36 protein-coding genes and 1 pseudogene are annotated in these 22,610 nt (G+C 69.1%); 34 read left to right on the top strand and 3 right to left on the bottom strand.

Features of this window, described 5'->3' with window-relative positions; translation table 11 throughout:
• The 29 genes and pseudogenes from N1F89_RS14420 to N1F89_RS14560 form a co-directional block, all read left to right on the top strand.
• Positions 1–87 (top strand): annotated as a pseudogene (locus tag N1F89_RS14420) (elongation factor Tu); the annotation flags it as partial.
• Between the two features lie 63 nt (positions 88–150).
• The gene (gene rpsJ / locus N1F89_RS14425) at positions 151–459 is read left to right on the top strand and encodes a 30S ribosomal protein S10 (protein WP_007066362.1); all 309 of its coding nucleotides are present in this window, start codon (positions 151–153) and stop codon (positions 457–459) included.
• An 82-nt stretch (positions 460–541) separates the two neighbouring features.
• A complete protein-coding gene (gene rplC, locus N1F89_RS14430; protein WP_290084876.1) occupies positions 542–1,273 on the top strand; it encodes a 50S ribosomal protein L3 in 732 nt (243 codons plus the stop codon).
• Complete coding sequence (gene rplD / locus N1F89_RS14435) at positions 1,273–1,893, top strand: 50S ribosomal protein L4 (protein WP_290084877.1); 621 nt, start codon at positions 1,273–1,275, stop codon at positions 1,891–1,893. The genes rplC and rplD overlap by 1 nt, the downstream gene beginning before the upstream one ends.
• On the top strand, positions 1,890–2,183 hold the full coding sequence (locus tag N1F89_RS14440) for a 50S ribosomal protein L23 (protein ID WP_290084878.1): 294 nt from the start codon (positions 1,890–1,892) through the stop codon (positions 2,181–2,183). Before rplD ends, N1F89_RS14440 begins: the two co-directional genes overlap by 4 nt.
• A gap of 20 nt (positions 2,184–2,203) precedes the next feature.
• Complete coding sequence (gene rplB, locus N1F89_RS14445) at positions 2,204–3,043, top strand: 50S ribosomal protein L2 (protein ID WP_290084879.1); 840 nt, start codon at positions 2,204–2,206, stop codon at positions 3,041–3,043.
• Between the two features lie 16 nt (positions 3,044–3,059).
• Positions 3,060–3,338 (top strand): 30S ribosomal protein S19, encoded by a 279-nt coding sequence (gene rpsS, locus N1F89_RS14450; protein WP_290084880.1) that lies wholly within the window; start codon positions 3,060–3,062, stop codon positions 3,336–3,338.
• Between the two features lie 2 nt (positions 3,339–3,340).
• Positions 3,341–3,730 carry a 50S ribosomal protein L22 gene (gene rplV, locus N1F89_RS14455; RefSeq protein WP_290084881.1) on the top strand — a complete coding sequence of 130 codons (390 nt, stop codon included), beginning with the start codon at positions 3,341–3,343 and terminating at the stop codon, positions 3,728–3,730.
• A complete protein-coding gene (gene rpsC / locus N1F89_RS14460) occupies positions 3,730–4,431 on the top strand; it encodes a 30S ribosomal protein S3 (RefSeq protein WP_290084882.1) in 702 nt (233 codons plus the stop codon). The genes rplV and rpsC overlap by 1 nt, the downstream gene beginning before the upstream one ends.
• Before the next feature lie 20 nt (positions 4,432–4,451).
• On the top strand, positions 4,452–4,865 hold the full coding sequence (gene rplP / locus N1F89_RS14465; RefSeq protein WP_290084883.1) for a 50S ribosomal protein L16: 414 nt from the start codon (positions 4,452–4,454) through the stop codon (positions 4,863–4,865).
• A gap of 12 nt (positions 4,866–4,877) precedes the next feature.
• A complete protein-coding gene (gene rpmC / locus N1F89_RS14470) occupies positions 4,878–5,078 on the top strand; it encodes a 50S ribosomal protein L29 (protein ID WP_290084885.1) in 201 nt (66 codons plus the stop codon).
• A 12-nt stretch (positions 5,079–5,090) separates the two neighbouring features.
• Positions 5,091–5,333 (top strand): 30S ribosomal protein S17, encoded by a 243-nt coding sequence (gene rpsQ, locus N1F89_RS14475; RefSeq protein WP_290084886.1) that lies wholly within the window; start codon positions 5,091–5,093, stop codon positions 5,331–5,333.
• A gap of 60 nt (positions 5,334–5,393) precedes the next feature.
• Positions 5,394–5,762, top strand: a complete 369-nt coding sequence (gene rplN, locus N1F89_RS14480; RefSeq protein WP_024585433.1) for a 50S ribosomal protein L14 — start codon at positions 5,394–5,396, stop codon at positions 5,760–5,762.
• A gap of 12 nt (positions 5,763–5,774) precedes the next feature.
• The gene (rplX, locus tag N1F89_RS14485) at positions 5,775–6,089 is read left to right on the top strand and encodes a 50S ribosomal protein L24 (protein ID WP_290084887.1); all 315 of its coding nucleotides are present in this window, start codon (positions 5,775–5,777) and stop codon (positions 6,087–6,089) included.
• Positions 6,082–6,639: a 50S ribosomal protein L5 gene (rplE, locus tag N1F89_RS14490; RefSeq protein WP_290084889.1), complete on the top strand. Its 558-nt coding sequence runs from the start codon at positions 6,082–6,084 to the stop codon at positions 6,637–6,639. Before rplX ends, rplE begins: the two co-directional genes overlap by 8 nt.
• Positions 6,640–6,667: 28 nt before the next feature.
• Positions 6,668–6,973, top strand: coding sequence for a 30S ribosomal protein S14 (gene rpsN, locus N1F89_RS14495; RefSeq protein ID WP_290084891.1), 306 nt, complete (start codon positions 6,668–6,670; stop codon positions 6,971–6,973).
• A gap of 12 nt (positions 6,974–6,985) precedes the next feature.
• Positions 6,986–7,384, top strand: coding sequence for a 30S ribosomal protein S8 (rpsH, locus tag N1F89_RS14500; RefSeq protein ID WP_290084892.1), 399 nt, complete (start codon positions 6,986–6,988; stop codon positions 7,382–7,384).
• A gap of 38 nt (positions 7,385–7,422) precedes the next feature.
• Positions 7,423–7,956 carry a 50S ribosomal protein L6 gene (gene rplF, locus N1F89_RS14505; protein WP_290084894.1) on the top strand — a complete coding sequence of 178 codons (534 nt, stop codon included), beginning with the start codon at positions 7,423–7,425 and terminating at the stop codon, positions 7,954–7,956.
• Between the two features lie 12 nt (positions 7,957–7,968).
• Positions 7,969–8,328 carry a 50S ribosomal protein L18 gene (gene rplR, locus N1F89_RS14510; RefSeq protein WP_290084896.1) on the top strand — a complete coding sequence of 120 codons (360 nt, stop codon included), beginning with the start codon at positions 7,969–7,971 and terminating at the stop codon, positions 8,326–8,328.
• A gap of 73 nt (positions 8,329–8,401) precedes the next feature.
• The gene (gene rpsE / locus N1F89_RS14515; protein WP_290084898.1) at positions 8,402–8,959 is read left to right on the top strand and encodes a 30S ribosomal protein S5; all 558 of its coding nucleotides are present in this window, start codon (positions 8,402–8,404) and stop codon (positions 8,957–8,959) included.
• A 65-nt stretch (positions 8,960–9,024) separates the two neighbouring features.
• A complete protein-coding gene (rpmD, locus tag N1F89_RS14520) occupies positions 9,025–9,225 on the top strand; it encodes a 50S ribosomal protein L30 (protein ID WP_290084901.1) in 201 nt (66 codons plus the stop codon).
• Positions 9,226–9,242: 17 nt separating this feature from the next.
• Entirely contained in the window at positions 9,243–9,716 is a 474-nt protein-coding gene (rplO, locus tag N1F89_RS14525; protein WP_290084903.1) for a 50S ribosomal protein L15, read from the top strand.
• 133 nt (positions 9,717–9,849) lie between these two features.
• Positions 9,850–11,190, top strand: coding sequence for a preprotein translocase subunit SecY (gene secY / locus N1F89_RS14530; protein ID WP_290084904.1), 1,341 nt, complete (start codon positions 9,850–9,852; stop codon positions 11,188–11,190).
• Positions 11,187–11,837, top strand: a complete 651-nt coding sequence (locus N1F89_RS14535) for an adenylate kinase (protein ID WP_290084906.1) — start codon at positions 11,187–11,189, stop codon at positions 11,835–11,837. Before secY ends, N1F89_RS14535 begins: the two co-directional genes overlap by 4 nt.
• 284 nt (positions 11,838–12,121) lie before the next feature.
• The gene (rpsM, locus tag N1F89_RS14540) at positions 12,122–12,490 is read left to right on the top strand and encodes a 30S ribosomal protein S13 (protein WP_290084908.1); all 369 of its coding nucleotides are present in this window, start codon (positions 12,122–12,124) and stop codon (positions 12,488–12,490) included.
• Positions 12,491–12,645: 155 nt separating this feature from the next.
• Positions 12,646–13,035: a 30S ribosomal protein S11 gene (gene rpsK, locus N1F89_RS14545; protein ID WP_260901852.1), complete on the top strand. Its 390-nt coding sequence runs from the start codon at positions 12,646–12,648 to the stop codon at positions 13,033–13,035.
• A gap of 100 nt (positions 13,036–13,135) precedes the next feature.
• Entirely contained in the window at positions 13,136–14,146 is a 1,011-nt protein-coding gene (locus tag N1F89_RS14550) for a DNA-directed RNA polymerase subunit alpha (RefSeq protein ID WP_290084911.1), read from the top strand.
• Positions 14,147–14,191: 45 nt separating this feature from the next.
• Positions 14,192–14,623 carry a 50S ribosomal protein L17 gene (gene rplQ / locus N1F89_RS14555; RefSeq protein WP_290084912.1) on the top strand — a complete coding sequence of 144 codons (432 nt, stop codon included), beginning with the start codon at positions 14,192–14,194 and terminating at the stop codon, positions 14,621–14,623.
• 346 nt (positions 14,624–14,969) lie between these two features.
• Positions 14,970–15,548 carry an ankyrin repeat domain-containing protein gene (locus N1F89_RS14560; protein ID WP_290084932.1) on the top strand — a complete coding sequence of 193 codons (579 nt, stop codon included), beginning with the start codon at positions 14,970–14,972 and terminating at the stop codon, positions 15,546–15,548.
• A 133-nt stretch (positions 15,549–15,681) separates the two neighbouring features.
• On the opposite strand, the gene N1F89_RS14565 is transcribed toward N1F89_RS14560, so the two are convergent.
• Entirely contained in the window at positions 15,682–16,233 is a 552-nt protein-coding gene (locus N1F89_RS14565) for a sugar O-acetyltransferase (protein WP_290084914.1), read from the bottom strand.
• A 119-nt stretch (positions 16,234–16,352) separates the two neighbouring features.
• Between N1F89_RS14565 and N1F89_RS14570 the strand changes: the two genes are divergently transcribed.
• Together N1F89_RS14570 and N1F89_RS14575 are read left to right on the top strand one after the other, a co-directional pair.
• Entirely contained in the window at positions 16,353–17,849 is a 1,497-nt protein-coding gene (locus N1F89_RS14570) for a DegQ family serine endoprotease (protein WP_290084915.1), read from the top strand.
• A gap of 2 nt (positions 17,850–17,851) precedes the next feature.
• A complete protein-coding gene (locus tag N1F89_RS14575) occupies positions 17,852–19,183 on the top strand; it encodes a replication-associated recombination protein A (RefSeq protein ID WP_290084916.1) in 1,332 nt (443 codons plus the stop codon).
• Positions 19,184–19,274: 91 nt separating this feature from the next.
• On the opposite strand, the gene N1F89_RS14580 is transcribed toward N1F89_RS14575, so the two are convergent.
• Positions 19,275–19,727, bottom strand: a complete 453-nt coding sequence (locus N1F89_RS14580; RefSeq protein ID WP_290084917.1) for a hypothetical protein — start codon at positions 19,725–19,727, stop codon at positions 19,275–19,277.
• Between the two features lie 6 nt (positions 19,728–19,733).
• Entirely contained in the window at positions 19,734–20,066 is a 333-nt protein-coding gene (locus tag N1F89_RS14585) for a hypothetical protein (RefSeq protein WP_290084918.1), read from the bottom strand.
• Positions 20,067–20,265: 199 nt separating this feature from the next.
• Between N1F89_RS14585 and crcB the strand changes: the two genes are divergently transcribed.
• From crcB to N1F89_RS14600, 3 genes are read left to right on the top strand one after another with little or no spacing between them, the layout of a single operon-like run.
• Positions 20,266–20,640 (top strand): fluoride efflux transporter CrcB, encoded by a 375-nt coding sequence (gene crcB / locus N1F89_RS14590; RefSeq protein WP_290084919.1) that lies wholly within the window; start codon positions 20,266–20,268, stop codon positions 20,638–20,640.
• Between the two features lie 48 nt (positions 20,641–20,688).
• A complete protein-coding gene (locus N1F89_RS14595; protein ID WP_290084920.1) occupies positions 20,689–21,675 on the top strand; it encodes an RluA family pseudouridine synthase in 987 nt (328 codons plus the stop codon).
• Complete coding sequence (locus tag N1F89_RS14600) at positions 21,672–22,592, top strand: DMT family transporter (RefSeq protein ID WP_290084921.1); 921 nt, start codon at positions 21,672–21,674, stop codon at positions 22,590–22,592. Before N1F89_RS14595 ends, N1F89_RS14600 begins: the two co-directional genes overlap by 4 nt.
• Positions 22,593–22,610: the final 18 nt, after the last annotated feature.

A 22,610-nucleotide genomic window follows, 5' to 3' on the forward strand; every position in this document is an offset into this window, starting at 1 on the left:
ATCGCCATGGAGGAGAAGCTGCGCTTCGCCATCCGCGAGGGCGGCCGCACCGTCGGCGCCGGCATCGTCGCCTCCATCACCGAGTAAGACGGGCATCAAACGCAACCGCCACGGCGCCGCATGGTGGCCGTGGCGGCCGAAGGAAGTGACATGAACGGACAGAATATCCGCATCCGCCTCAAGGCGTTTGATCACCGGGTGCTCGATGCCTCGACGCGCGAGATCGTGTCGACCGCCAAGCGCACCGGCGCCAACGTCCGCGGTCCGATTCCGCTTCCGACGCGGATCGAGAAGTTCACGGTCAACCGCTCGCCGCACATCGACAAGAAGAGCCGCGAGCAGTTCGAGATGCGCACGCACAAGCGGCTTCTCGACATCGTGGACCCCACGCCGCAGACGGTCGACGCGCTGATGAAGCTCGACCTGGCCGCCGGTGTCGACGTGGAGATCAAGCTCTAGGGCAAGGGGCTTGGCGCCTCGAGCCCGCGCCGGCCGCCCGAGCGGCGGCGGCGCAAGGGAAGCTGAAAAGGAATACGAACCGATGCGTTCAGGTGTAATCGCACAGAAGATCGGCATGACGCGCGTCTACAACGACGCGGGCGAGCATGTGCCCGTCACGGTTCTGCGGATGGAAAACTGCCAGGTGGTCGCGCAGCGCACGCAGGAGAAGAACGGCTACGACGCCGTCCAGCTCGGCGTCGGCCTGGCCAAGGTCAAGAACACGTCGAAGGCCATGCGCGGCAACTTCGCGGCCGCCTCGGTGGAGCCGAAGCGCAAGCTGGCCGAGTTCCGCGTGTCGCCGGAGAACATGCTCGACGTCGGCGCCGAGATCACGGTCGACCACTTCGTGGCCGGCCAGAAGGTCGACGTCACCGGCACCTCGATCGGCAAGGGCTTCCAGGGCGTGATGAAGCGGCACAACTTCGGTGGCGGCCGCGCCACGCACGGCAACTCGATCTCGCACCGCACGCACGGTTCGACCGGTCAGCGCCAGGACCCCGGCAAGGTGTTCAAGGGCAAGAAGATGGCCGGCCACATGGGCGACCGGCGCGTGACGACGCAGAACCTCGAGGTGGTGTCGACCGACGCCGAGCGCGGTCTGATCCTGGTGCGCGGTGCGGTGCCCGGCTCCAAGGGCGCGTGGATCATGGTGCGCGACGCCGTCAAGGCGCCGCTGCCGGACGGCGCGCCCAAGCCGGCGGCGATCCGCGCGGTTGAAGGCAATCAGGCTGCCGGCGGCGACGCCGGAGCGGCCAGCGAGGGGGCGGAGTGATGGACCTCAAGATGACCACCCTTGCCGGTAAGGACGCGGGCAAGGTCGAGCTTTCGGACGCGATCTTCGGCCTCGAGCCGCGCCAGGACATCCTGCAGCGGGTCGTGCGCTGGCAGCTCGCCAAGAAGCAGCAGGGCACGCACAAGACCAAGGGACGCTCCGAGATCGCCCGCACCGGCGCCAAGATGTACCGGCAGAAGGGCACCGGCCGGGCGCGGCACTCCTCGGCGCGCGCGCCGCAGTTCCGCGGCGGCGGCAAGGCGCACGGCCCGGTCGTGCGCAGCCACGCGCACGACCTGCCGAAGAAGGTGCGCGCGCTCGGGCTGAAGCATGCGCTGTCGGCCAAGGCGCGGGCGGAGAATTTGATCGTCATCGACGAGCTGGCGCTCGGCGAGGCCAAGACGAAGGCGCTGGTCGAGAGCTTCGCCAAGCTCGGGCTGACGAACGCGCTGATGATCGGCGGCGCGGAGATCGACCAGAACTTCCGCCGCGCGGCCTCCAACATCCCCAATATCGACGTGCTGCCGGTGCACGGCATCAACGTCTACGACATTCTGCGCCGCGGCACGCTGGTCCTGTCCAAGTCGGCTGTCGAGGCCCTCGAGGAGCGCTTCAAATGACGGATCTTCGCCACTATGACGTGATCGTCAGCCCGGCGATCACCGAGAAGTCGACCCTCGCTTCGGAGCAGAACCAGGTCGTCTTCAACGTCGCGCGCAAGGCCAGCAAGCCTGAGATCAAGGCGGCCGTCGAGGCGCTGTTCGGCGTCAAGGTGACGGCGGTCAACACCCTGGTGCGCAAGGGCAAGGTCAAGCGCTTCCGCGGCACGATCGGGCGGCAGAGCGACGCCAAGAAGGCGATCGTGACGCTGGCCGAGGGCCATTCGATCGACATTGCGACGGGTCTCTGACAGGCCGCGAGGATAGGACAATGGCACTCAAGAACTACAAACCGGTGACGCCGGGCCAGCGCCAGCTCGTCATCGTCGACCGCTCGGGCCTCTATAAGGGCAAGCCCGTCAAGGGGCTGACCGAGGGCCTGTCGAGCAAGGGCGGCCGCAACAACCGCGGCCGCGTGACGGCGCGCTTCCAGGGCGGCGGTCACAAGCGCACCTACCGCATGATCGACTTCCGTCGGCGCAAGTTCGACGTGTCGGCGGCGGTCGAGCGCATCGAGTACGACCCCAACCGCAGCGCCTTCATCGCGCTGATCCGCTACGACGACGGCGAGCTCAGCTACATCCTGGCGCCGCAGCGCCTGGCGGTCGGCGACCGGGTGATCTCGGGCGAGAAGGCGATCGACGTGAAGCCGGGCAACGCGATGCCGCTGTCGGCCATGCCGATCGGCACCATCGTGCACAATGTCGAGCTGAAGCCGGGCAAGGGCGGCCAGCTCGCCCGCTCGGCGGGCGCCTACGCCCAGCTCGTCGGTCGCGACCAGGGCCGCGCCATCCTGCGGCTCAACTCGGGCGAGCAGCGCCTGGTGCCGGGCGGCTGCCTGGCCTCGGTCGGTGCGGTGTCCAACCCGGACCACTCGAACATCAATCTGGGCAAGGCGGGCCGCAAGCGCTGGCTCGGCAAGCGCCCGCACAACCGCGGCGTCTCGATGAACCCGGTCGACCACCCGCATGGCGGCGGCGAAGGCCGCAGCTCGGGCGGCCGGCACCCGGTCTCGCCGTGGGGCAAGCCGACCAAGGGCATGCGGACGCGGTCGAACAAATCGACCGACAAGTCGATCATGCGCTCGCGCCACCAGCGCAAGAAGAGCTAACGAGAGGTAGCGCCAAGTGTCCCGTTCAGTCTGGAAAGGTCCTTTCGTCGACGGCTTTCTGCTCAAGAAGGCCGACAAGGCGCGCGAGAGCGGCCGCAACGACGTGATCAAGATCTGGAGCCGCCGCTCCACCATCCTGCCGCAGTTCGTCGGCCTCACCTTCGGCGTTTACAACGGCCAGAAGCACATTCCGGTGTCGGTGAGCGAGGAGATGGTCGGCCACAAATTCGGTGAGTTCGCGCCGACCCGCACCTATTACGGTCACGGCGCCGACAAGAAGGCGAAGAGGAAGTAACGATGGGCAAGGCCAAAGCCCCGCGCCGGCTCGGCGACAACGAGGCGCGCGCGGTCCTGCGCACGATCCGGGTCAGCCCGCAGAAGCTGAACCTCGTTGCCGCGCTGATCCGCGGCAAGAAGGTGGCGACGGCGCTGGCGGAGCTCGAGTTCTCGCGCAAGCGCATCGCCGGCACCGTGCGCAAGACGCTGGAGTCGGCGATCGCCAACGCGGAGAACAACCACGATCTCGACGTCGATTCGCTCGTCGTGGCCGAGGCCTATGTCGGCAAGTCGATCGTCATGAAGCGGTTCCATGCGCGCGGTCGCGGCCGCGCCAGCCGCATCGAGAAGCCGTTCGCGCATCTGACCATCGTCGTGCGCGAAGTGGAAGAGAAGCTGGAGGCGGCCTGATGGGTCACAAAGTCAATCCGATCGGGCTGCGACTCGGCATCAACCGGACGTGGGATTCGCGCTGGTTTGCCAACACCGGCGAGTACAGCAAGCTGCTGCACGAGGATCTGAAGATCCGCCGCTACATCGAGCGCGAGCTCAAGCAGGCGGCGGTCTCGAAGGTGGTCATCGAGCGGCCGCACAAGAAGTGCCGCATCACGATCCACTCGGCCCGCCCCGGCCTGATCATCGGCAAGAAGGGCGCCGACATCGAGAAGCTGCGGCGCAAGCTGACGGCGATGACCCAGGCCGAGACGCATCTCAACATCGTCGAGGTGCGCAAGCCGGAGATCGACGCCACGCTGATCGCGCAGTCGATCGCCCAGCAGCTCGAGCGCCGCGTGGCCTTCCGCCGCGCCATGAAGCGCGCCGTGCAGTCGGCGATGCGGCTCGGCGCCGAGGGCATCCGCATCAACTGCGCGGGCCGGCTCGGTGGCGCGGAGATCGCGCGCATGGAGTGGTACCGCGAGGGCCGCGTGCCGCTGCACACGCTGCGCGCCGACGTCGACTACGGCACGGCCGAGGCGCAGACCGCCTACGGCGCGTGCGGCGTCAAGGTGTGGGTGTTCAAGGGCGAGATCCTCGAGCACGACCCGATGGCGTCTGAGCGCAAGGCGATCGAGGGCGACCATCCCGGCGGCCGCCGCCGCGAGAACGCCTGAGCCGAACGGAGTAGAACGAGATGCTGCAACCGAAGCGCACGAAATTCCGCAAGCAGTTCAAGGGCCGCATCCACGGTGCGGCCAAGGGCGGCACGGCGCTCAATTTCGGCTCCTACGGCCTCAAGGCGCTGGAGCCCGAGCGTGTCACCGCGCGCCAGATCGAGGCCGCGCGTCGCGCCATCACGCGCCAGATGAAGCGCCAGGGCCGGGTGTGGATCCGCATCTTCCCGGACGTGCCGGTGACGTCGAAGCCGACCGAGGTGCGCATGGGCAAGGGCAAGGGCTCCGTCGACTACTGGGCGGCGCGGGTCAAGCCGGGCCGGATCATGTTCGAGATCGACGGCGTGGCGGCCGACGTGGCGCGCGAGGCGCTGCGCCTCGGCGCGGCCAAGCTGCCCGTCAAGACGCGCTTCGTCCAGCGCATCGCAGAGTAGCGGAGACAGGTCATGAAAGCCGCAGACGTCAGGGCCATGTCCCAGGACCAGCTCACCGAGGAGCTCGGCAAGCTGAAGAAGGAGCAGTTCAACCTGCGCTTTCAGAAGGCGACGGGCCAGCTCGAGAAAACCGCGCGCGTCAAGCAGGTCCGCAGGGACATCGCGCGCATCAAGACCATCGCCGCCGAGAAATCGGCCGGCTCCAAGGCGTAAGGGGCGAAGGGCATGCCAAAGCGGGTACTGCAGGGCACCGTCGTCAGCGACAAGAACGACAAGACGGTGGTGGTGCGCGTCGAGCGCCGCTTCACCCATCCGGTGATGAAGAAGACCGTGCGCATGAGCAAGCGCTACAAGGCGCACGACGAGACCAACGCGTGCAAGGTCGGCGACATCGTCACGATCCAGGAATCGAAGCCGATTTCCAAGGACAAGAGCTGGGTCGTGGTGACCGAGGCGCAGGCGCAATAAGGACAGAACGCGCGGGCGGCGCATGACCGCCGCGCAGCGAGAACGAGAAGGCGGCCAGTCATGATTCAGATGCAGACCAACCTCGACGTGGCGGACAATTCCGGCGCCCGTCGTGTCATGTGCATCAAGGTGCTGGGCGGCTCGAAGCGGAAATACGCCTCGGTCGGCGACATCATCGTGGTGTCGGTCAAGGAAGCGATCCCGCGCGGCCGCGTGAAGAAGGGCGACGTGATGAAGGCGGTCGTGGTGCGCACCGCCAAGGACATCCGCCGGCCCGACGGCAGCGTGATCCGCTTCGACAAGAACGCCGCCGTTCTGGTCGACAACAAGAAAGAGCCCGTCGGCACGCGCATCTTCGGCCCGGTTCCGCGCGAGCTTCGCGCCAAGAACCACATGAAGATCATCTCGCTGGCGCCGGAAGTGCTCTGAAGGAGAGCGGACATGCAGAAGATCAGGAAAGGCGACACGGTCGTCGTGCTGACGGGCAAGGACAAGGGGCGCAGCGGCGAGGTCGTGCGCGTCATGCCGAAGGACGACAAGGCGCTGGTGCGCGGCGTCAACCTGGTGCGCCGGCACCAGAAGCAGACGCCGCAGCAGGAAGGCGGCATCATCACCAAGGAAGCGCCGGTTCACCTGTCGAACCTGGCGCTGGCCGATCCCAAGGACGGCAAGCCGACGCGCGTCGGCTTCCAGACGAACAAGGACGGGCGCAAGGTGCGCGTTGCGAAGCGCTCGGGAGAGTTGATCGATGGCTAACGAGCAGTCCCAGCCGCGGCTGAAGGTCAAGTACAACGAGACGATCCGCAAGGAGCTGCGCGAGCGGTTCCAGTACGAGAACGAGATGCAGGTGCCGCGTCTCGACAAGATCGTCATCAACATGGGCATCGGCGAGGCGACGGCGGATTCCAAGAAGCCGAGCTCGGCGGCTGACGACCTGGCGCTGATCGCCGGCCAGAAGCCGGTCGTGACGCGGGCGCGGCGCTCGATCGCCGGCTTCAAGGTGCGCGAGGGCATGCCGATCGGCGCCAAGGTGACGCTGCGCAAGGACCGCATGTACGAGTTCCTCGACCGGCTGATCACCATCGCTCTGCCGCGCGTGCGCGACTTCCGCGGCCTCAACCCGAAGAGCTTCGACGGGCGCGGCAACTTCGCGATGGGCGTCAAGGAGCACATCGTGTTTCCCGAGATCAACTACGACAAGGTCGATCAGATCTGGGGCATGGACATCATCGTGTGTACGACCGCCAAGACGGACGACGAGGCGAGGGCGCTTCTGACGGCCTTCAACTTCCCGTTCCGGCGGTAACGGCAGGCGAGAACAAGGATTTCGCGAAATGGCAAAAGTTAGCGCAGTCGAGAAGAACAAGAAGCGGCGCCAGATGGTCGAGCGCTATGCGGCCCGGCGGGCCGCGCTCAAGGCGATCATCATGGATCAGGACAAGCCGATGGAGGAGCGCTTCCGCGCTCAGCTCAAGCTTGCCGAGCTGCCGCGCAACTCCTCGAAGACGCGCATCCGCAACCGCTGCGGCGTGACCGGGCGCCCGCGCGCCTTCTATCGCAAGCTCAACATGTCGCGCGTGGCGCTGCGTGAGCTTGGCAACAACGGGCTCATCCCGGGCCTGGTCAAGTCGAGCTGGTAAGGAGGGCCGACCATGTCCATGAGCGATCCTCTCGGCGATATGCTGACGCGCATCCGCAACGCCATCGGCCGCAAGAAGACCAAGGTGTCGACGCCGGCCTCGCGGCTGCGCGCGCGCGTGCTCGACGTCCTGAAGGACGAGGGCTACATCCGCGACTACAGCCAGGTCGACTACGGCAACGGCAAGTCGGAGCTCGAGATCGAGCTGAAGTACTACGAAGGCAGCCCGGTGATCCGCGAGATTTCGCGCGTTTCCAAGCCCGGCCGCCGCGTCTATGTCTCGGTGCGCTCGATTCCGCAGGTCGGCAACGGTCTCGGCATCGCCATCCTGTCGACGCCCAAGGGCGTGATGGCCGACCATCAGGCGCGCGAGCAGAACGTCGGCGGCGAAGTTCTCTGCCAGATCTTCTGATCTGAGGCGAACCGGAATAAGACAGCAAGGACAAGACCATGTCTCGTATTGGCAAGAAACCGGTCGCGATTCCCGACGGTGTGACCGCCAGCGTCGACGGCCAGACCGTCACCGCCAAGGGGCCCAAGGGCGAGCTGACCTTCGTCGTCAATGACGAGGTGCTGGTGAAGCTGGAGGACGGCGCGATCGCCGTCGACCCGCGCGACCAGTCGAAGCAGGCGCGCTCCAAGTGGGGAATGTCGCGCACGCAGATCGCCAACATCGTCAACGGCGTGAAGGACGGCTTCGAGAAGCGGCTGGAGATCAGCGGCGTCGGCTATCGCGCGGCGATGCAGGGCCAGAAGCTGCAGCTTTCGCTCGGCTACAGCCACGACGTCGTCTACGACCCGCCGCAGGGCGTGTCGATCGCGGTCACCAAGCCGACGGAGATCGTCGTCAGCGGCATCGACAAGCAGGCCGTCGGCCAGGTGGCGTCGGAGATCCGCAAATTCCGCAGCCCCGAGCCCTACAAGGGCAAGGGCGTGAAGTACGCCGACGAGACGATCGTCCGCAAGGAAGGCAAGAAGAAGTAGGGACCCAAGGCCATGGCCTCGAACGCATCCATCAAGCGACGCGCCGGGCGCGTGCGCCGCAAGGTCAAGGCGGTCGCCGGCGACCGTCCGCGGCTTTCCGTCCATCGCTCGTCGAAGAACATCTACGCGCAGGTCATCGACGACCAGAAGGGTCACACCCTGGCCGCCGCCTCCACGCTGGAGAAGGACCTGAAGTCGCAGCTCAAGACGGGAGCGGACGCCGAGGCGGCGGCTGCCGTGGGCAAGCTGCTCGCCGAGCGCGCCGCCAAGGCGGGGGTGACGACCGTGGTCTTCGACCGCGGCGCCTATCTCTACCACGGCCGCGTCAAGGCGCTCGCCGAGGCCGCGCGCGAGGGCGGCCTCAGCTTCTAGCCGCGGCAGGGCCCGTCGGGCTCCGGCCGCATCCGACATTCGGTGCTACCGGAAAAGAACAAGGACAAGGACAATGGCACAAGACCGCAGGGACGGACGGCGCGACCGCGACGATCGCGACAGCGAGTTCGTCGACAAGCTGGTCCACATCAACCGCGTCGCCAAGGTGGTGAAGGGCGGCCGGCGCTTCGGCTTCGCCGCGCTCGTCGTCGTCGGCGACCAGAAGGGCCGCGTCGGCTTCGGCCACGGCAAGGCGCGCGAGGTGCCCGAGGCGATCCGCAAGGCCACCGAGAGCGCCAAGCGCGACATGGTGTTCGTGCCGCTGCGCTCGGGCCGCACGCTGCATCACGACGTTGCCGGCCGGCACGGCGCGGGCCGCGTGTTTCTGCGCACCGCCAAGCCCGGCACCGGCATCATCGCCGGCGGCCCGATGCGCGCCGTCTTCGAGACGCTCGGCGTGCAGGACGTGGTGGCCAAGTCGCTCGGCTCGTCGAATCCCTACAACATGGTTCGCGCGACCTTCGACGCGCTGAAGCGGCAGATGCATCCCAAGGACGTCGCCGCGCAGCGCAACATCAAGTACTCGACGCTCCAGGCCCGCCGCGGCGCCACCGCCGGCGCGGAAGAGTAGGGATTTCGCACGGCGCGCGGAAGCCGAAGGCTTCGCCGCGCGCCCCTGCGCAAGGATGAACGGACATGGCTGACAAGACGAAGGGCAAGACGCTGACGGTCGAGCAGATCGGCAGCCCGATCCGCCGCCCCGCCAACCAGCGTGCGACGCTAATCGGTCTCGGGCTGAACAAGATTCGCCGTCGCTCGACACTCGAGGACACGCCCGCCGTGCGCGGCATGATCCGCTCGGTGCAGCACCTCGTGCGCATCGTCGACGAAGCGTGAGGAACAGGAGCGGCACGATGAAGCTCAACGAACTCAAGGACAAGGACGGCGCCACGCAGTCGCGCAAGCGCGTCGGCCGCGGCATCGGCTCGGGCCTCGGCAAGACCGGCGGCCGCGGCGTGAAGGGCCAGAAGTCGCGCTCGGGCGTGGCCATCAAGGGCTTCGAGGGCGGCCAGATGCCGATCTACCGCCGGCTGCCCAAGCGCGGCTTCTCCAACCCGTTCGGCAAGACCTTCAACGAGGTCTCCGTCGGCCGGGTGCAGGCGGCCGTCGACGCCAAGAAGCTCGACCCCAAGGAGACCGTCGACACGGCGGCGCTCATCAAGGCCGGCGTCATCCGCCGCGCCCGGGACGGCGTGCGGCTGCTCGGCAACGGCGAGATCAGCGCCAAGCTGACCTTCGACATCGCCGGCGCCTCGAAGTCCGCCGTCGAGAAGGTCGAAAAGGCCGGGGGATCGGTGAAGCTGCCTGAGAAGGCCGCAGCCGAGTGACGGGCCTTGCAGGCGGGGGCGGGGGCCTCCGCTTGCATCCTCATTGGCCGGGGCCTATCTGGAGGCCTTGACGACACGCGCAGGCCACCGCATCGCCCGCATGCCGGGCCGCGGACCAAGCGGAGAATCCTTCATGGCATCGGCAGCCGAACAACTGGCGTCCAACCTCAACTTTGCGGCGTTCGCGAAGGCCGAGGATCTGAAGAAGCGCATCTGGTTCACGCTCGGCGCCCTGCTGGTCTACCGGATCGGCACCTACATCCCGATGCCGGGAATCAATCCCGAGGCCTTCGCGCAGGCCTTCCAGCAGCAGTCGGGCGGCGTGCTCGGCATGTTCAACATGTTCGCCGGCGGCGCGGTCGAGCGCATGGCCATCTTCGCGCTCGGCATCATGCCCTACATCTCGGCCTCCATCATCATGCAGCTCATGACGTCGGTCGTGCCGTCGCTCGAGCAGCTCAAGAAGGAGGGCGAGCAGGGCCGCAAGGTCATCAACCAGTACACGCGCTACGGCACCGTGCTGCTCGCCACGGTGCAGGCCTACGGCATTGCCGTGGGGCTCGAAAGCGGCGCCAACATCGTCACCGATCCGGGCTGGTTCTTCCGCATCTCGGCCGTCATCACGCTGGTTGGCGGCACCATGTTCCTGATGTGGCTCGGCGAGCAGATCACCGCGCGCGGCATCGGCAACGGCATCTCGCTGATCATCTTCGCCGGCATCGTCGCCGGCCTGCCGTCGGCGATCGGCGCGACGCTCGAGCTCGGCCGCACCGGCGCGCTGTCGACCGGCCTGATCCTGGCCATCATCGTGCTCGCGGTGGCGGTGATCGCCGTCATCGTGTTCTTCGAGCGGGCGCAGCGCCGGCTGCTGATCCAGTATCCCAAGCGCCAGGTCGGCAACCGCATGTTCCAGGGCGACACCTCGCACCTGCCGCTCAAGCTCAACACGGCCGGCGTCATCCCGCCGATCTTCGCCTCGTCGCTGCTGCTGCTGCCGGCGACGATCGCGGGCTTCTCCGACACGGCGACGCTGCCGGGCTGGGCCAATGCGGTGCTCGCCTCGCTCGGCCACGGCCAGCCGCTGTTCATGATCCTCTATGCGGCGCTGATCGCCTTCTTCGCCTTCTTCTACACGGCGATCGTGTTCAACCCGAAGGACACGGCCGACCAGCTCAAGAAGCATTCCGGCTTCATTCCGGGCTATCGCCCCGGCGAGCGGACGGCCGAGTACATCGACTACGTCCTGACGCGCATCACCGTTGTCGGCGCCATCTACCTGGTGATCGTCTGTCTCCTTCCGGAGTTTCTGATTTCGGCGACCGGTGTTCCCTTCTATCTCGGCGGCACCTCGCTGCTGATCGTGGTCAGCGTCACCCTCGACACGGTGTCGCAGGTCCAGGGTCACCTGATCGCGCATCAGTATGAGGGGCTGATCAAGAAATCGAAGCTGCGCGGAGGGAAACGGGGACGATGAGACTGATACTGCTCGGCCCGCCGGGGGCAGGCAAGGGAACGCAGGCGCAGCGGCTGGTCGAGAAGCACGGCATCCCGCAGCTGTCCACCGGCGACATGCTGCGCCGCGCCGTCGCCGAGGGGACCGATGTCGGCAAGCGGGCCAAGGCGGTGATGGAGGCCGGCGACCTGGTGTCCGACGAGATCGTCAACCAGATCGTCTCGGACCGCATCGACGCGCCGGACTGCGCCGACGGCTTCATCCTCGACGGCTATCCGCGCACGCTGTTCCAGGCCGACGCGCTCGAACGGATGCTGTCGGACAAGGGGCTGGAACTCGACGCGGTGATCGAGCTCAAGGTCGACGACGAGGTCCTGGTCGACCGCATCGCCGGGCGCTACACCTGCGCCAACTGCGGCGCGGGCTATCACGACGAGAACCTGAAGCCGGCGGTCGAGGGCGTGTGCGACAAGTGCGGCGCGACCGAGTTCAAGCGGCGCGCCGACGACCGGCCGGAAACGGTCAAGGCCCGGCTGTGGGCCTACTACAAGGACACCGCGCCGCTGATCGGCTACTACCACGCCAAGGGCAAGCTCAGCGGCGTGGACGGCATGGCCGAGATCGACACGGTGACCGGCGAGATCGAGGCGATCCTCGACCGGTTGTGAGAGCACGGGAAACGCCCGGGGAGTTGACAATTCCCGGCGATTCCTCCAAAGACGGCGCCAATTCGCTGACAGTCCAAGCGGTCGGTGCCGGTCGGGAAGCAAGAGGCCGGGATCGGGCGCTTTCGCCTTGTCCGGCGCTGGCGCGTTTCCAGGCGAAACGAAACCGGTTCGCCGTCCGGAAACGCGCATAGCAACAGGTTAGAGCCGATCTGCGCGTCAGCGCGATGCCGGGCGGCTCTGGATGCAAGCGCCGGGCTGGCCGGCCAGAACCAAGGAGAGCCGACGTGGCCCGTATCGCTGGCGTCAACATTCCGACCAACAAGCGCGTCGTCATCGCGCTGCAGTACATTCACGGCATCGGCGCGAAGAATGCCGAGAGCATCGTCAAGCGCGTCAACATCCCGCTCGAGCGGCGCGTCAACGAGCTGACGGACGCCGAGGTGATGCAGATCCGCGAGACCATCGATCGCGAGTACCAGGTCGAGGGCGACCTGCGCCGCGAGGTGTCGATGAACGTCAAGCGGCTGATGGATCTCGGCTGCTACCGCGGCCTGCGGCATCGCCGCTCGCTGCCGGTGCGCGGCCAGCGCACGCACACCAACGCGCGCACCCGCAAGGGGCCGGCCAAGCCGATCGCCGGCAAGAGGAAGTAAGTCGGGGTCCCGGAGACGGGGCGCCGGGGCAGGCCGGACGAACGCGCGGCGGCAGCGCCGCCATCGCTCCGACGTGCCGCGGTCGTCCGCGTCGCCGCCCCATTGGTGGAGCCGCTGGCGTTACGGCGGTGTAGAGATCGTTTGAAAGGACAGACATGGCCAAGGAAGCCGCGCGTGTTCGCCGTCGCGAGCGCAAGAACATCTCGTCGGGCGTCGCCCACGTCAGCTCGACGTTCAACAACACGATGATCACCATCACCGACGCGCAGGGCAACGCGATTGCCTGGTCGTCGGCCGGCGCGCAGGGCTTCAAGGGCTCGCGCAAGTCGACCCCCTTCGCCGCCCAGGTAGCGGCCGAGGACTGCGCCCGCAAGGCGGCCGAGCACGGCATGCGCACGCTCGAGGTCGAGGTCAGCGGGCCCGGCTCGGGCCGCGAGTCGGCGTTGCGCGCGCTGCAGGCGGCGGGGTTCACCATCACGTCGATCCGCGACGTGACGCCGATCCCGCACAATGGCTGCCGGCCGCGCAAGAAGCGCCGCGTCTAGGCCTGCGCCTTTTCTCACCGCACGAGCGCGACGCGCTCCTCTGCGGTCTCCAATTCGCCGGTCACGATTGGATGGTGGCCGGGAACGGAAGGAAGACATCATGATCCACAAGAACTGGCAGGAACTGATCAAGCCCAACAAGATCGAGTTCTCGTCGAAGGGCAAGACGGTGACGACGCTCGTCGCCGAGCCGCTCGAGCGCGGCTTCGGCTTGACGCTGGGCAACGCGCTGCGCCGCGTGCTGCTGTCGTCGCTGCGCGGCGCGGCGGTGACCGCGGTGCAGATCGACGGCGTTCTGCACGAGTTCTCCTCGATCGCCGGCGTGCGCGAGGACGTCACCGACATCGTGCTCAACATCAAGGAAATCGCCATCAAGATGGACGGCGACGGGCCGAAGCGCATGGTCGTGCGCAAGCAGGGCCCGGGCACCGTCACGGCCGGCGACATCCAGACCGTCGGCGACGTCGAGATCCTCAATCCCGACCATGCCATCTGCACGCTCGACGAGGGCGCGGAGATCCGCATGGAGTTCACCGTCGACAGCGGCAAGGGCTATGTGCCGGCCGACCGCAACCGGGCCGAGGACGCGCCGATCGGGCTCATCCCGGTCGACAGCCTCTACTCGCCGGTCAAGAAGGTCTCCTACAAGGTCGAGAACACCCGCGAGGGCCAGGTGCTCGACTACGACAAGCTGACCATGACCATCGAGACGGATGGCTCGATCAGCGGCGAGGACGCCGTGGCCTTCGCCGCGCGCATCCTGCAGGACCAGCTCGGCCTGTTCGTCAACTTCGAGGAGCCGCAGAAGGAGCAGCCGAGCGAGCAGGTCACCGAGCTTGCCTTCAACCCGGCGCTGCTCAAGAAGGTCGACGAGCTTGAGCTGTCGGTGCGCTCGGCCAACTGCCTGAAGAACGACAACATCGTCTACATCGGCGACCTGATCCAGAAGACGGAAGCCGAGATGCTGCGCACGCCGAACTTCGGCCGCAAGTCGCTCAACGAGATCAAGGAAGTGCTCGCCTCGATGGGCCTGCATCTGGGCATGGAGGTGCCGGACTGGCCGCCGGACAACATCGAGGAACTGGCCAAGCGCTACGAGGACCAGTACTGATCGTTGCGCGGGCCGCGCGCACCAAGAGTTTGAAGGAGAAGGCCAATGCGCCACGGGAAATCCGGCCGCAAGCTGAACCGCACCGCCAGCCACCGCAAGGCGCTGTTTTCCAACATGGCCGCGTCGCTCATCGAGCATGAGCAGATCGTCACGACGCTGCCCAAGGCCAAGGAGCTGCGCCCGATCGTGGAGAAGCTCGTCACGCTGGGCAAGCGCGGCGATCTGCACGCGCGGCGCCAGGCCGCGTCGACGGTGCGCAACGACAAGCTGGTCCGCCGGCTGTTCGACACCATCGCGCCGCGCTATGCCGAGCGCAACGGCGGCTACACGCGCATCATGAAGGCGGGCTTCCGGCATGGCGACAGCGCGCCGATGGCGGTGATCGAGTTCGTCGACCGCGACGTCGAGGCCAAGGGCGCGGCCGACCGCGCCCGCATGGAGGCCGAGGAGGCGAACGCGGAGACCGAGGCGGCGTGATCGCCAGGTGCCGCGGAACGTTTGTTGCGAAGGGGCCGTCTGGCCCCTTCGTCGTTTCCGGGGCACACTCAAAGCGTTTCCAGGCGAAGTGGACACCGGTTCGCCGTCCGGAAACGCGTCGAGACAACAAGCGTTTCCAGGCGAAGTGGGAACCGGTTCGCCGTCCGGAAACGCGTCGAAACAAGAAGTCGGAGCCGGTCTGTGATTCCGTGAAGGGCAGACCGGCGCCGGCGCTACGGGCGAGAGGGCGGCGGCCATGACGACGCGCAGGAGCCTGATGGCGGCCGCGCTGGCGGCAGCGGCGGCGGTCGCGCTGCCGGCGCCCGGCCGGGCGAGCGAGGTGACGATGACCCTGCATGAGGCGGTTGAGGCGGACGACGCGGCGGCCGTGGCGCGGCTGATCGAGGCCGGCGCGCCGCTCGAGGCGCGCGACGGCGACGGCCGCACGGCGCTGCTCGTGGCCACGCGGCGCGACGCGGTCGCGATCGCGCGGCGGCTGATCGACGCGGGCGCCGACGTCAACGCCAAGGACGCGATCGCCGACACGCCGTTCCTCTATGCCGGCGCGGAGGGGCGCAACGCCATCCTGCGCGCGATCCTTGCCACCGGCCGGGCCGATCTCGCCGACACCAACCGCTATGGCGGCACCGCGCTGATCCCCGCGGCCCATCACGGCCATCCCGAGACGGTTCGCATGCTGCTTGCCGCCGGGGTCGACGTCGACCATGTCAACGATCTCGGCTGGACGGCGCTTCTGGAGGCGGTCATCCTCGGCGATGGCGGCCCGGTCTACCGGGAGATCGTCGGCCTGCTGGTCGATGCGGGCGCCGACCGCGCCATCGCCGACCGCGACGGCGTCACGCCGCTCGAGCACGCGCGCCGGCGCGGCTACGAGGCGATAGCGGCGCGCCTCTCGCAGCCCTGACGCGCGGCCGGGCGAAGCGGATATCGGTTCGCCGTCCGCAAACGCGGCAAGACGACAGATCGGAGCCGGTCTGCCGTTCCGGAGAACGCCGAACGGCTGCGGTTTCGCATCCGCCCGGCGTTGCGGCGCGAAGTCACGGACGGCGCGGGCGCGCCGGGTTGCCGGTGACCGTCGCGCCGGGCGGCACGTCGCGGGTGACGACCGCGCCGGCGCCGACGATCGCGTCGTCGCCCACGCTGACGCCCGGCAGCACCAGCGCGCCGGCGCCGATCCAGGCATTGGCGCCGATGCGCACCGGGCGGCCGAGCTCGAGTCCGGAGCGCCGGCTTGCCGCGTCGCGCGGATGGTCGGCCGTCAGAAGCTGGACGCCCGGACCGATCTGCGCGCCGTCGCCGACCGTCACCGGCGCGACGTCGAGGACGATGCAGCCGAAGTTGAGGAAGGCGTTGCGGCCGAGCGCGATGTTGTAGCCGTAGTCGCAGTGGAAGGGCGGCCGCACGACAGCGCCGTCGCCGACTGCCGCCATGATCTCGGCGAGCAGCGCGGCGAACGCCCCGGCTTCGCGCGCCAGCCGCGCGTTGTAGCGGTCCATCCACGCGGCGGCGCGGGCGCGGTCCGCCACCAGCTCGGGGGCGTCGGCGCGGTAGGGCTCGCCGGCCAGCATCCTGTCCTTCTCGCTGCGCATGGCGCTGTCTCCTGTCGGCGCTGCCGGCGCCGGCCGACGTGCGGCCTTCCAAATTGCACATTCCTCTGGAAAACAGGAAGCAGGCTGACAACACGGATTCGGGCGGCGAGGATCGGGCGATGACGACAGCGTGGCAGCGGATGGTCGCGGCACTGGCCGGCGCGGTGCTGACGGCGGGGCTTCTGACGGCGGCCGCCGCCCAGGGCGGCGGCGAGGGCTTCCTGCGCGAGCTCCTGCCCGACCTGCTGCGCGGGTCGCAGGAGGAGGCGACGGGCAGCGCGCCGTCGGCTGCGACCGGCACGCGGGTGCCGTTCGGCCGCGACGAGATCGAGCTGTCCTTCGCGCCGCTGGTGCGCGAGACCGCGCCGGCGGTGGTCAATGTCTACGCCTCGCAGGAGGTGCGCGGGCGCTCGCCGTTTGCCGGCGACCCGTTCTTCGAGCAGTTCTTCGGCCGGCTGGAGATGCCGCCGCGCGTGCAGTCCTCGCTCGGCTCCGGCGTGCTGGTCGACGCCTCCGGCATCGTCGTGACCAACAACCACGTCATCCGCGGCGCCGATGCGGTGAAGGTGGCGATGTCGGACGGTCGCGAATACGAGAGCGAGGTGCTGCTCAAGGACGAATCGCTCGATCTGGCGGTGCTGCGCATCGCGGCCGACGAGCCGTTTCCCGCCGTCGCCATCGGCGATTCCGACGCGCTCGAGGTCGGCGATCTGGTGCTTGCCATCGGCAACCCGTTCGGTGTCGGCCAGACGACGACGAGCGGCATCGTGTCGGGCCTGGCGCGCTCGCACATCGGCATCTCCGATTTCGGCTTCTTCATCCAGACCGACGCGGCGATCAATCCGGGCAATTCCGGCGGCGCGCTGATCGACATGAAGGGCCGGCTGATCGGCATCAACACGGCGATCTTCAGCCGCTCCGGCGGGTCGATCGGCATCGGCTTCGCGATCCCCTCCAACATGGTGCGCGCGGTGGTCGACGCGGCGAAGAACGGGGCCGAGCGCTTCGAGCGGCCCTATTTCGGTGCCTTCTTCGATCCGGTGACGGCCGACGTCGCCGAGGCGCTCGGCATGGCCCGGCCGGGCGGGGCGATCGTCACCGAGGTGACCGCCGACAGCCCGGCCGCGCGCGCCGGGCTCGCCGCCGGCGATGTGATCGTGGCGCTCAACGGTGCGGCGATCGAGCATCCCGACGCGCTGGAATACCGGCTCGCCACCCAGCCGATCGGCACGAATGCCGCCGTGCGCATCCTGCGCCGGGGCGAGGACCGCACGCTCGACGTGCGGCTCGAGCGCGCGCCGGGCGGGCAGGGCCGCGAACTCGTCATCGAGGGCGGCAGCCCGTTCGCCGGCGCCAGGGTGGCGGCGTTGTCGCCGCGGCTCGCCCAGCGGCTGCGCCTGCCGGGCAATGCGCGCGGCGTCGCGGTGGTCGAGGTCGAGCGCGGCTCGCCGGCCGGCCGGCTCGGCCTGCGGCCGCGCGACATCGTGCGCGAGGTCAATGGCGAGACGATCGACAGCGCCGAGACGCTGAAGCGGCTCGCCGAGGCCGGCGGGCGCTGGTGGCGCTTCACCATCGAGCGGGACGGCCGCCTGCTGCGCCAGACGCTGCGGTTCTAGCCATGGCCGATCTGTTCGACGCACCGGACACGGGCCGCACGCCGGATGCCGGCCGGCCGCGGGCCGCAGCCGGCCGGCCGCTTGCCGACCGGCTGCGGCCGGCGGCGCTGGCCGAGGTGGTCGGCCAGGAGCACCTGACCGGACCCGACGGGGCGCTGACGCGCATGATCCGTGCCGGCTCGCTCGGCTCGCTGGTGTTCTGGGGGCCGCCCGGCACCGGCAAGACCACGGTCGCGCGGCTGCTGGCCGGCGAGACCGATCTCGCCTTCGAGCAGATCTCGGCGATCTTCTCCGGCGTGGCGGAGCTCAAGAAGGTGTTCGAGGCCGCGCGGCTGCGCCGCACGCATGGCCGCCAGACGCTGCTGTTCGTCGACGAGATCCACCGCTTCAACCGGGCACAGCAGGATTCCTTCCTGCCGGTGATGGAGGACGGCACGGTCGTGCTGGTCGGCGCCACCACCGAGAACCCGTCCTTCGAGCTCAACGCCGCGCTCCTGTCGCGCGCCCGCGTGCTGGTCTTCCGGCCGCTCGACGCGGACAGCCTGATGCGGCTCGTCGCGCGTGCCGAGGCGGTCGAGGGGCGGGCGCTGCCGCTGACGGAGGAGGCGCGCGCGGTGCTGGTGCGCATGGCCGACGGCGACGGCCGCGCGGTGCTGACGCTGGCCGAGGAGGTGTGGCGGGCGGCCGGCGCCGACGAGACCTTCGACGCCGAGACGCTGCAGCAGATCGTGCAGCGCCGCGCGCCGGTCTACGACAAGAGCCAGGACGGCCACTACAACCTGATCTCGGCGCTGCACAAGGCGGTGCGCGGCTCGGACCCCGATGCGGCGCTCTACTACCTGGCGCGGATGCTCGATGCCGGCGAGGCGCCGCTCTATATCGGTCGCCGGCTGGTGCGCATGGCGGTCGAGGACATCGGCATGGCCGACCCGCAGGCGCTCCTCGTCGCCAACGCGGCGAAGGACGCCTACGACTATCTCGGCTCGCCGGAGGGCGAACTGGCGCTGGCCCAGGCCTGCGTCCATCTGGCCACCGCGCCGAAGTCGAACGCGCTCTACACGGCCTACAAGGCGGCGATGCGGGCGGCGAAGGAGCACGGGTCGCTGCCGCCGCCCAAGCACATCCTCAACGCGCCCACCAAGCTGATGAAGGGCGAGGGCTACGGCAAGGGCTATCTCTACGATCACGACCAGCCGGACGCCTTCTCCGGCCAGGACTACTTCCCCGAGGCGATGGGCCGGCAGACCTTCTACGACCCGCCCGAGCGCGGCTTCGAGCGCGAGGTGCGCAAGCGGCTCGACCACTGGGCGCGGCTGAGGCGCGAGCGCGGCTGAGAGCGGTCGGTGGCAGCGGCTGCGCGCTTGCGAAGGCCGACGGCGCAGAGGCTCGACGCCTGCCGATCGATTGGCGGACGACGAGCCGTCGCTATCGCCGCGGCGCATGCCGGTGGCCGAGCAGGCGTGCCTGGATCTCGTCGTCGACCCGCATCTGCTCGTCAGCGAGCGCGTCGATGGCACCGAGCGCGCGCCGCAGCCAGCGTCGCAGCGCGAGACCGAGCAGCCATGTGGTCAGCAGGGCAAGGAAACCGGCCATGGTGACGGCTGCGTCCCAGCGCGGATCGAGCAGGCCCGACCGGTCGCCCAGCAACTGCCAGGCAAGGTCCAGACCTCCGACCAGGGTGCAGGCGGCGCCGGTGAAGGCGAGCAGCCGGCGCAGCAGACCGCCGCGCCGCGACGACACATACCGCTCGAACCCCTGTCGCGTTGCGCGCACGCGATCGCCATGTGCCAGAAGCTCGCGATTGCCCAGCCGCGAGAGGTCGGCCGGCAGCCGAAGCTGCACGACGCGCCGCAGCAGCCGGCCGCCGCGCCCGAGCATCGCGCGTCAGTCGCCGAGAAGTTGCCGGCGCTGTTCCTCGTTCGGCGGCCGCTCGCGCTCGGCCGCCCGTTCGAGCCTGCCGCGCGCCTCGCCGGCCAGGGCGCCGATCTCCGCTTCCTGCTTCATGACAAGGCCGAGCAGCCAGATCAGCCCCGCAACCAGGACGACCGAAACGACGAAGGGCACGGCGTCGGAGCGAAACACCGAGCTCGAACCGGCGATCAGAAAGTAGATCCAGCCGCCGGCCAGAACCGCGATCGCGGCGCGATCCCACGGATTGTGGTTGAACGAGAACCTGAGCGCCGCCACGTCCTTGTCGGAGCTTTTCTGCCGAGGCATCGGGTCGGACTCCCTTGCAGCCGGTCGATCGCGAATCTATGCGCCGCCTTTCCGCTCCGCAAGACCGCGCCGGCCCGGGGTGCCGTCCCGGTGCGGCGGGCTTGCCATCGCGGCTGTCGAAGCCGTCGCCACGACGGCGCGGCCGCGCTTCGGCATCTGGCGCGTTGACCTGGGGGCCGGCAATGCGCAATAGGACCGCATGAGCCATCTCCTGATCGTCGCGGCCGGCGGCGCGGCCGGTGCCGCGCTGCGCCATCTCGCCGGCCTGGCGGCGCTCAGGCTGCTCGGACCCGGCTTCCCGTGGGGCACGCTGGCGGTCAACGTGCTGGGCTCGTTCGCCATGGGCCTGTTCGTCGAGTGGCTGAGCCGGCGCAGCGGCACGTCGGCGGAGCTGCGGCTGTTCGTGGCGACGGGCCTGCTCGGCGGCTTCACCACCTTCTCCGCCTTCTCGCTCGAGGTGGCGGTCTTGTGGGAGCGCGGCGCGCTGGCGCTGGCCGCCGGCTATGTGGCGATCAGCGTGGCCGCGGCGCTGGCGGGGCTCGCCGCCGGGCTGTGGCTGATGCGGCTCGCCTGACGGGCGGGCAGGGTGAGGGCGGGCCCGCGGGCCCCGGTGGAGCGTGCGATGCAGGGTGTGCAGCAGATCGAGGTGACGGGCGACGAGGCCGGCATGCGGCTCGACCGCTGGTTCAAGCAGCACTATCCCGGCCTCGCCTTCGGCCGGCTGCAGAAGCTGCTGCGCTCGGGCCAGATCCGCGTCGACGGCGGGCGGGCGAAGTCCGACCTGCGCGTGCAGCCCGGCCAGATGGTGCGCGTGCCGCCGCTCGACGTCGACCGCAAGGCCGAGCAGCCGATGACGGCGCGCACGATCCGCGACCAGGCCGACGCCGACGTGCTGTCCCGCATGCTCTTGCACGAGGACGACGCGCTGCTGGTGTTCAACAAGCCGGCCGGGCTCGCCGTGCAGGGCGGATCGGGCGTCAACCGCCATGTCGACGGCATGCTGGAGGCGTGGCGCAACAGCCGCGGCGAGAAGCCTCGGCTCGTCCACCGGCTCGACCGCGACACCTCGGGCGTTCTGGTGGTGGCGCGCACCCGCCAGGCGGCGGTCCGGCTCGGCGCCGCGTTCCGCGGCCGCGAGACGCAGAAGGTCTACTGGGCGCTCGTCAAGGGCGTGCCAAAGAAGCCGGAGGGCCGCATCTCCACCTGGCTCGTCAAGGAGGCGACGCCGGACGGCGACCGCATGCGGGTGGCCCGGCACGGCGAGCCCGGCGCCGACCACGCGGTGTCGACCTACCAGCTGGTCGAGCAGGCCGGCCAGGCGCTCGCCTGGCTGGAGATGCAGCCGGTCACCGGGCGCACGCACCAGCTTCGCGTGCACGCCGCCGCGCTCGGCTGCCCGATCATCGGCGATCCGAAGTATTTCGAGGCCGACCAGAACTGGAGCCTGCCCGGCGGCATCCAGAACCGGCTGCACCTGCATGCCCGGCGCATCGTCGTGCCGCACCCCCGCGGCGGCACGCTCGACGTCACCGCGCCGCTGCCCGCGCACATGGTGCAGAGCTGGAACCTGCTCGGCTTCGACGAGGCGAGTGCCGGAGAGGCGCCGTGAGCGGCGCGGGTGCCGCCGAGCAGCGCACCGCGATCGACGTCTTCGCCGCGTCGCTGATGATCCTCCTGACCTTCTCCTGGGGCCTCAACCAGGTGGCGATCAAGCTGTCGACTGCGGGCTACAGCCCGATCTTCCTGACCATCGTGCGCTCGTCGATCGCCGCCGTGCTCGTCTACGGCTGGTGCCGCTATCGCGCGATCCCGCTGTTCGCGCGCGACGGCACGCTGGGCGCCGGGCTGCTGGCCGGGGCGATGTTCGGCGGCGAGTTCGCGCTGATCTTCCTCGGCCTCGACCTGACGACGGCGGCGCGCGCCACGCTGATGATCAACACCATGCCGTTCTGGGTGCTGCTCGGCGGCCATTTCCTGCTCGGCGAGCGCATGACGCGGCTCAAGCTCGTCGGCGTCGTGCTCGCCTTTCTCGGCGTGGCGCTGGTGCTGTCGGACGAGCTCAGCCTGCCCGACCCGGCGGCGCTGCGCGGCGACCTGATGTGCCTGGCCGCCGGCGTGCTGTGGGCCGGCACCATCCTCGTGGTCAAGGGCTCGCGGCTCGTCGCCGCGCCGGCGGAAAAGACGCTGCTCTACCAGCTCGTCGTGTCGGCCGTCGTCACGCTGCCGCTGCTGCCGCTCGGCGGTCCGGTGCTGCGCGAGGTCTCGGCGCTGGCGACCGGCGCGCTGCTGTTCCAGGCGGTCTACGTGGTCGCCTTCACCTATGTGCTGTTCTTCTGGCTGATGCGCGTCTATCCGGCCTCCGGCCTGTCGAGCTTCGCCTTCCTCACGCCGGCCTTCGGCGTGCTCGGCGGCGGGTTGATCCTCGGCGAGCCGCTGTCGCTGCGCATTTTCCTGGCGCTCGGCCTGATCGCGGCCGGGCTGCTGCTCGTCAACACTCCGGCGCGCCGCCGCGTGCCGCCGGGCTGAGGCCCGGCGATGCGCCGG

This window comes from Aquibium sp. A9E412 (assembly GCF_030398335.1).
In the GTDB taxonomy this organism is placed as follows: domain Bacteria; phylum Pseudomonadota; class Alphaproteobacteria; order Rhizobiales; family Rhizobiaceae; genus A9E412.

Coding starts and splice junctions, on each gene's coding strand:
- rpsJ (WP_007066362.1), top strand. CDS start 151: ATGAACGGACAGAATATCCGCATCCGCCTCAAGGCGTTTGATCACCGG.
- rplC (WP_290084876.1), top strand. CDS start 542: ATGCGTTCAGGTGTAATCGCACAGAAGATCGGCATGACGCGCGTCTAC.
- rplD (WP_290084877.1), top strand. CDS start 1,273: ATGGACCTCAAGATGACCACCCTTGCCGGTAAGGACGCGGGCAAGGTC.
- N1F89_RS14440 (WP_290084878.1), top strand. CDS start 1,890: ATGACGGATCTTCGCCACTATGACGTGATCGTCAGCCCGGCGATCACC.
- rplB (WP_290084879.1), top strand. CDS start 2,204: ATGGCACTCAAGAACTACAAACCGGTGACGCCGGGCCAGCGCCAGCTC.
- rplV (WP_290084881.1), top strand. CDS start 3,341: ATGGGCAAGGCCAAAGCCCCGCGCCGGCTCGGCGACAACGAGGCGCGC.
- rpsC (WP_290084882.1), top strand. CDS start 3,730: ATGGGTCACAAAGTCAATCCGATCGGGCTGCGACTCGGCATCAACCGG.
- rplP (WP_290084883.1), top strand. CDS start 4,452: ATGCTGCAACCGAAGCGCACGAAATTCCGCAAGCAGTTCAAGGGCCGC.
- rpmC (WP_290084885.1), top strand. CDS start 4,878: ATGAAAGCCGCAGACGTCAGGGCCATGTCCCAGGACCAGCTCACCGAG.
- rpsQ (WP_290084886.1), top strand. CDS start 5,091: ATGCCAAAGCGGGTACTGCAGGGCACCGTCGTCAGCGACAAGAACGAC.
- rplN (WP_024585433.1), top strand. CDS start 5,394: ATGATTCAGATGCAGACCAACCTCGACGTGGCGGACAATTCCGGCGCC.
- rplX (WP_290084887.1), top strand. CDS start 5,775: ATGCAGAAGATCAGGAAAGGCGACACGGTCGTCGTGCTGACGGGCAAG.
- rplE (WP_290084889.1), top strand. CDS start 6,082: ATGGCTAACGAGCAGTCCCAGCCGCGGCTGAAGGTCAAGTACAACGAG.
- rpsN (WP_290084891.1), top strand. CDS start 6,668: ATGGCAAAAGTTAGCGCAGTCGAGAAGAACAAGAAGCGGCGCCAGATG.
- rpsH (WP_290084892.1), top strand. CDS start 6,986: ATGTCCATGAGCGATCCTCTCGGCGATATGCTGACGCGCATCCGCAAC.
- rplF (WP_290084894.1), top strand. CDS start 7,423: ATGTCTCGTATTGGCAAGAAACCGGTCGCGATTCCCGACGGTGTGACC.
- rplR (WP_290084896.1), top strand. CDS start 7,969: ATGGCCTCGAACGCATCCATCAAGCGACGCGCCGGGCGCGTGCGCCGC.
- rpsE (WP_290084898.1), top strand. CDS start 8,402: ATGGCACAAGACCGCAGGGACGGACGGCGCGACCGCGACGATCGCGAC.
- rpmD (WP_290084901.1), top strand. CDS start 9,025: ATGGCTGACAAGACGAAGGGCAAGACGCTGACGGTCGAGCAGATCGGC.
- rplO (WP_290084903.1), top strand. CDS start 9,243: ATGAAGCTCAACGAACTCAAGGACAAGGACGGCGCCACGCAGTCGCGC.
- secY (WP_290084904.1), top strand. CDS start 9,850: ATGGCATCGGCAGCCGAACAACTGGCGTCCAACCTCAACTTTGCGGCG.
- N1F89_RS14535 (WP_290084906.1), top strand. CDS start 11,187: ATGAGACTGATACTGCTCGGCCCGCCGGGGGCAGGCAAGGGAACGCAG.
- rpsK (WP_260901852.1), top strand. CDS start 12,646: ATGGCCAAGGAAGCCGCGCGTGTTCGCCGTCGCGAGCGCAAGAACATC.
- N1F89_RS14550 (WP_290084911.1), top strand. CDS start 13,136: ATGATCCACAAGAACTGGCAGGAACTGATCAAGCCCAACAAGATCGAG.
- rplQ (WP_290084912.1), top strand. CDS start 14,192: ATGCGCCACGGGAAATCCGGCCGCAAGCTGAACCGCACCGCCAGCCAC.
- N1F89_RS14560 (WP_290084932.1), top strand. CDS start 14,970: ATGACCCTGCATGAGGCGGTTGAGGCGGACGACGCGGCGGCCGTGGCG.
- N1F89_RS14565 (WP_290084914.1), bottom strand. CDS start 16,233: ATGCGCAGCGAGAAGGACAGGATGCTGGCCGGCGAGCCCTACCGCGCC.
- N1F89_RS14570 (WP_290084915.1), top strand. CDS start 16,353: ATGACGACAGCGTGGCAGCGGATGGTCGCGGCACTGGCCGGCGCGGTG.
- N1F89_RS14575 (WP_290084916.1), top strand. CDS start 17,852: ATGGCCGATCTGTTCGACGCACCGGACACGGGCCGCACGCCGGATGCC.
- N1F89_RS14580 (WP_290084917.1), bottom strand. CDS start 19,727: ATGCTCGGGCGCGGCGGCCGGCTGCTGCGGCGCGTCGTGCAGCTTCGG.
- N1F89_RS14585 (WP_290084918.1), bottom strand. CDS start 20,066: ATGCCTCGGCAGAAAAGCTCCGACAAGGACGTGGCGGCGCTCAGGTTC.
- crcB (WP_290084919.1), top strand. CDS start 20,266: ATGAGCCATCTCCTGATCGTCGCGGCCGGCGGCGCGGCCGGTGCCGCG.
- N1F89_RS14595 (WP_290084920.1), top strand. CDS start 20,689: ATGCAGGGTGTGCAGCAGATCGAGGTGACGGGCGACGAGGCCGGCATG.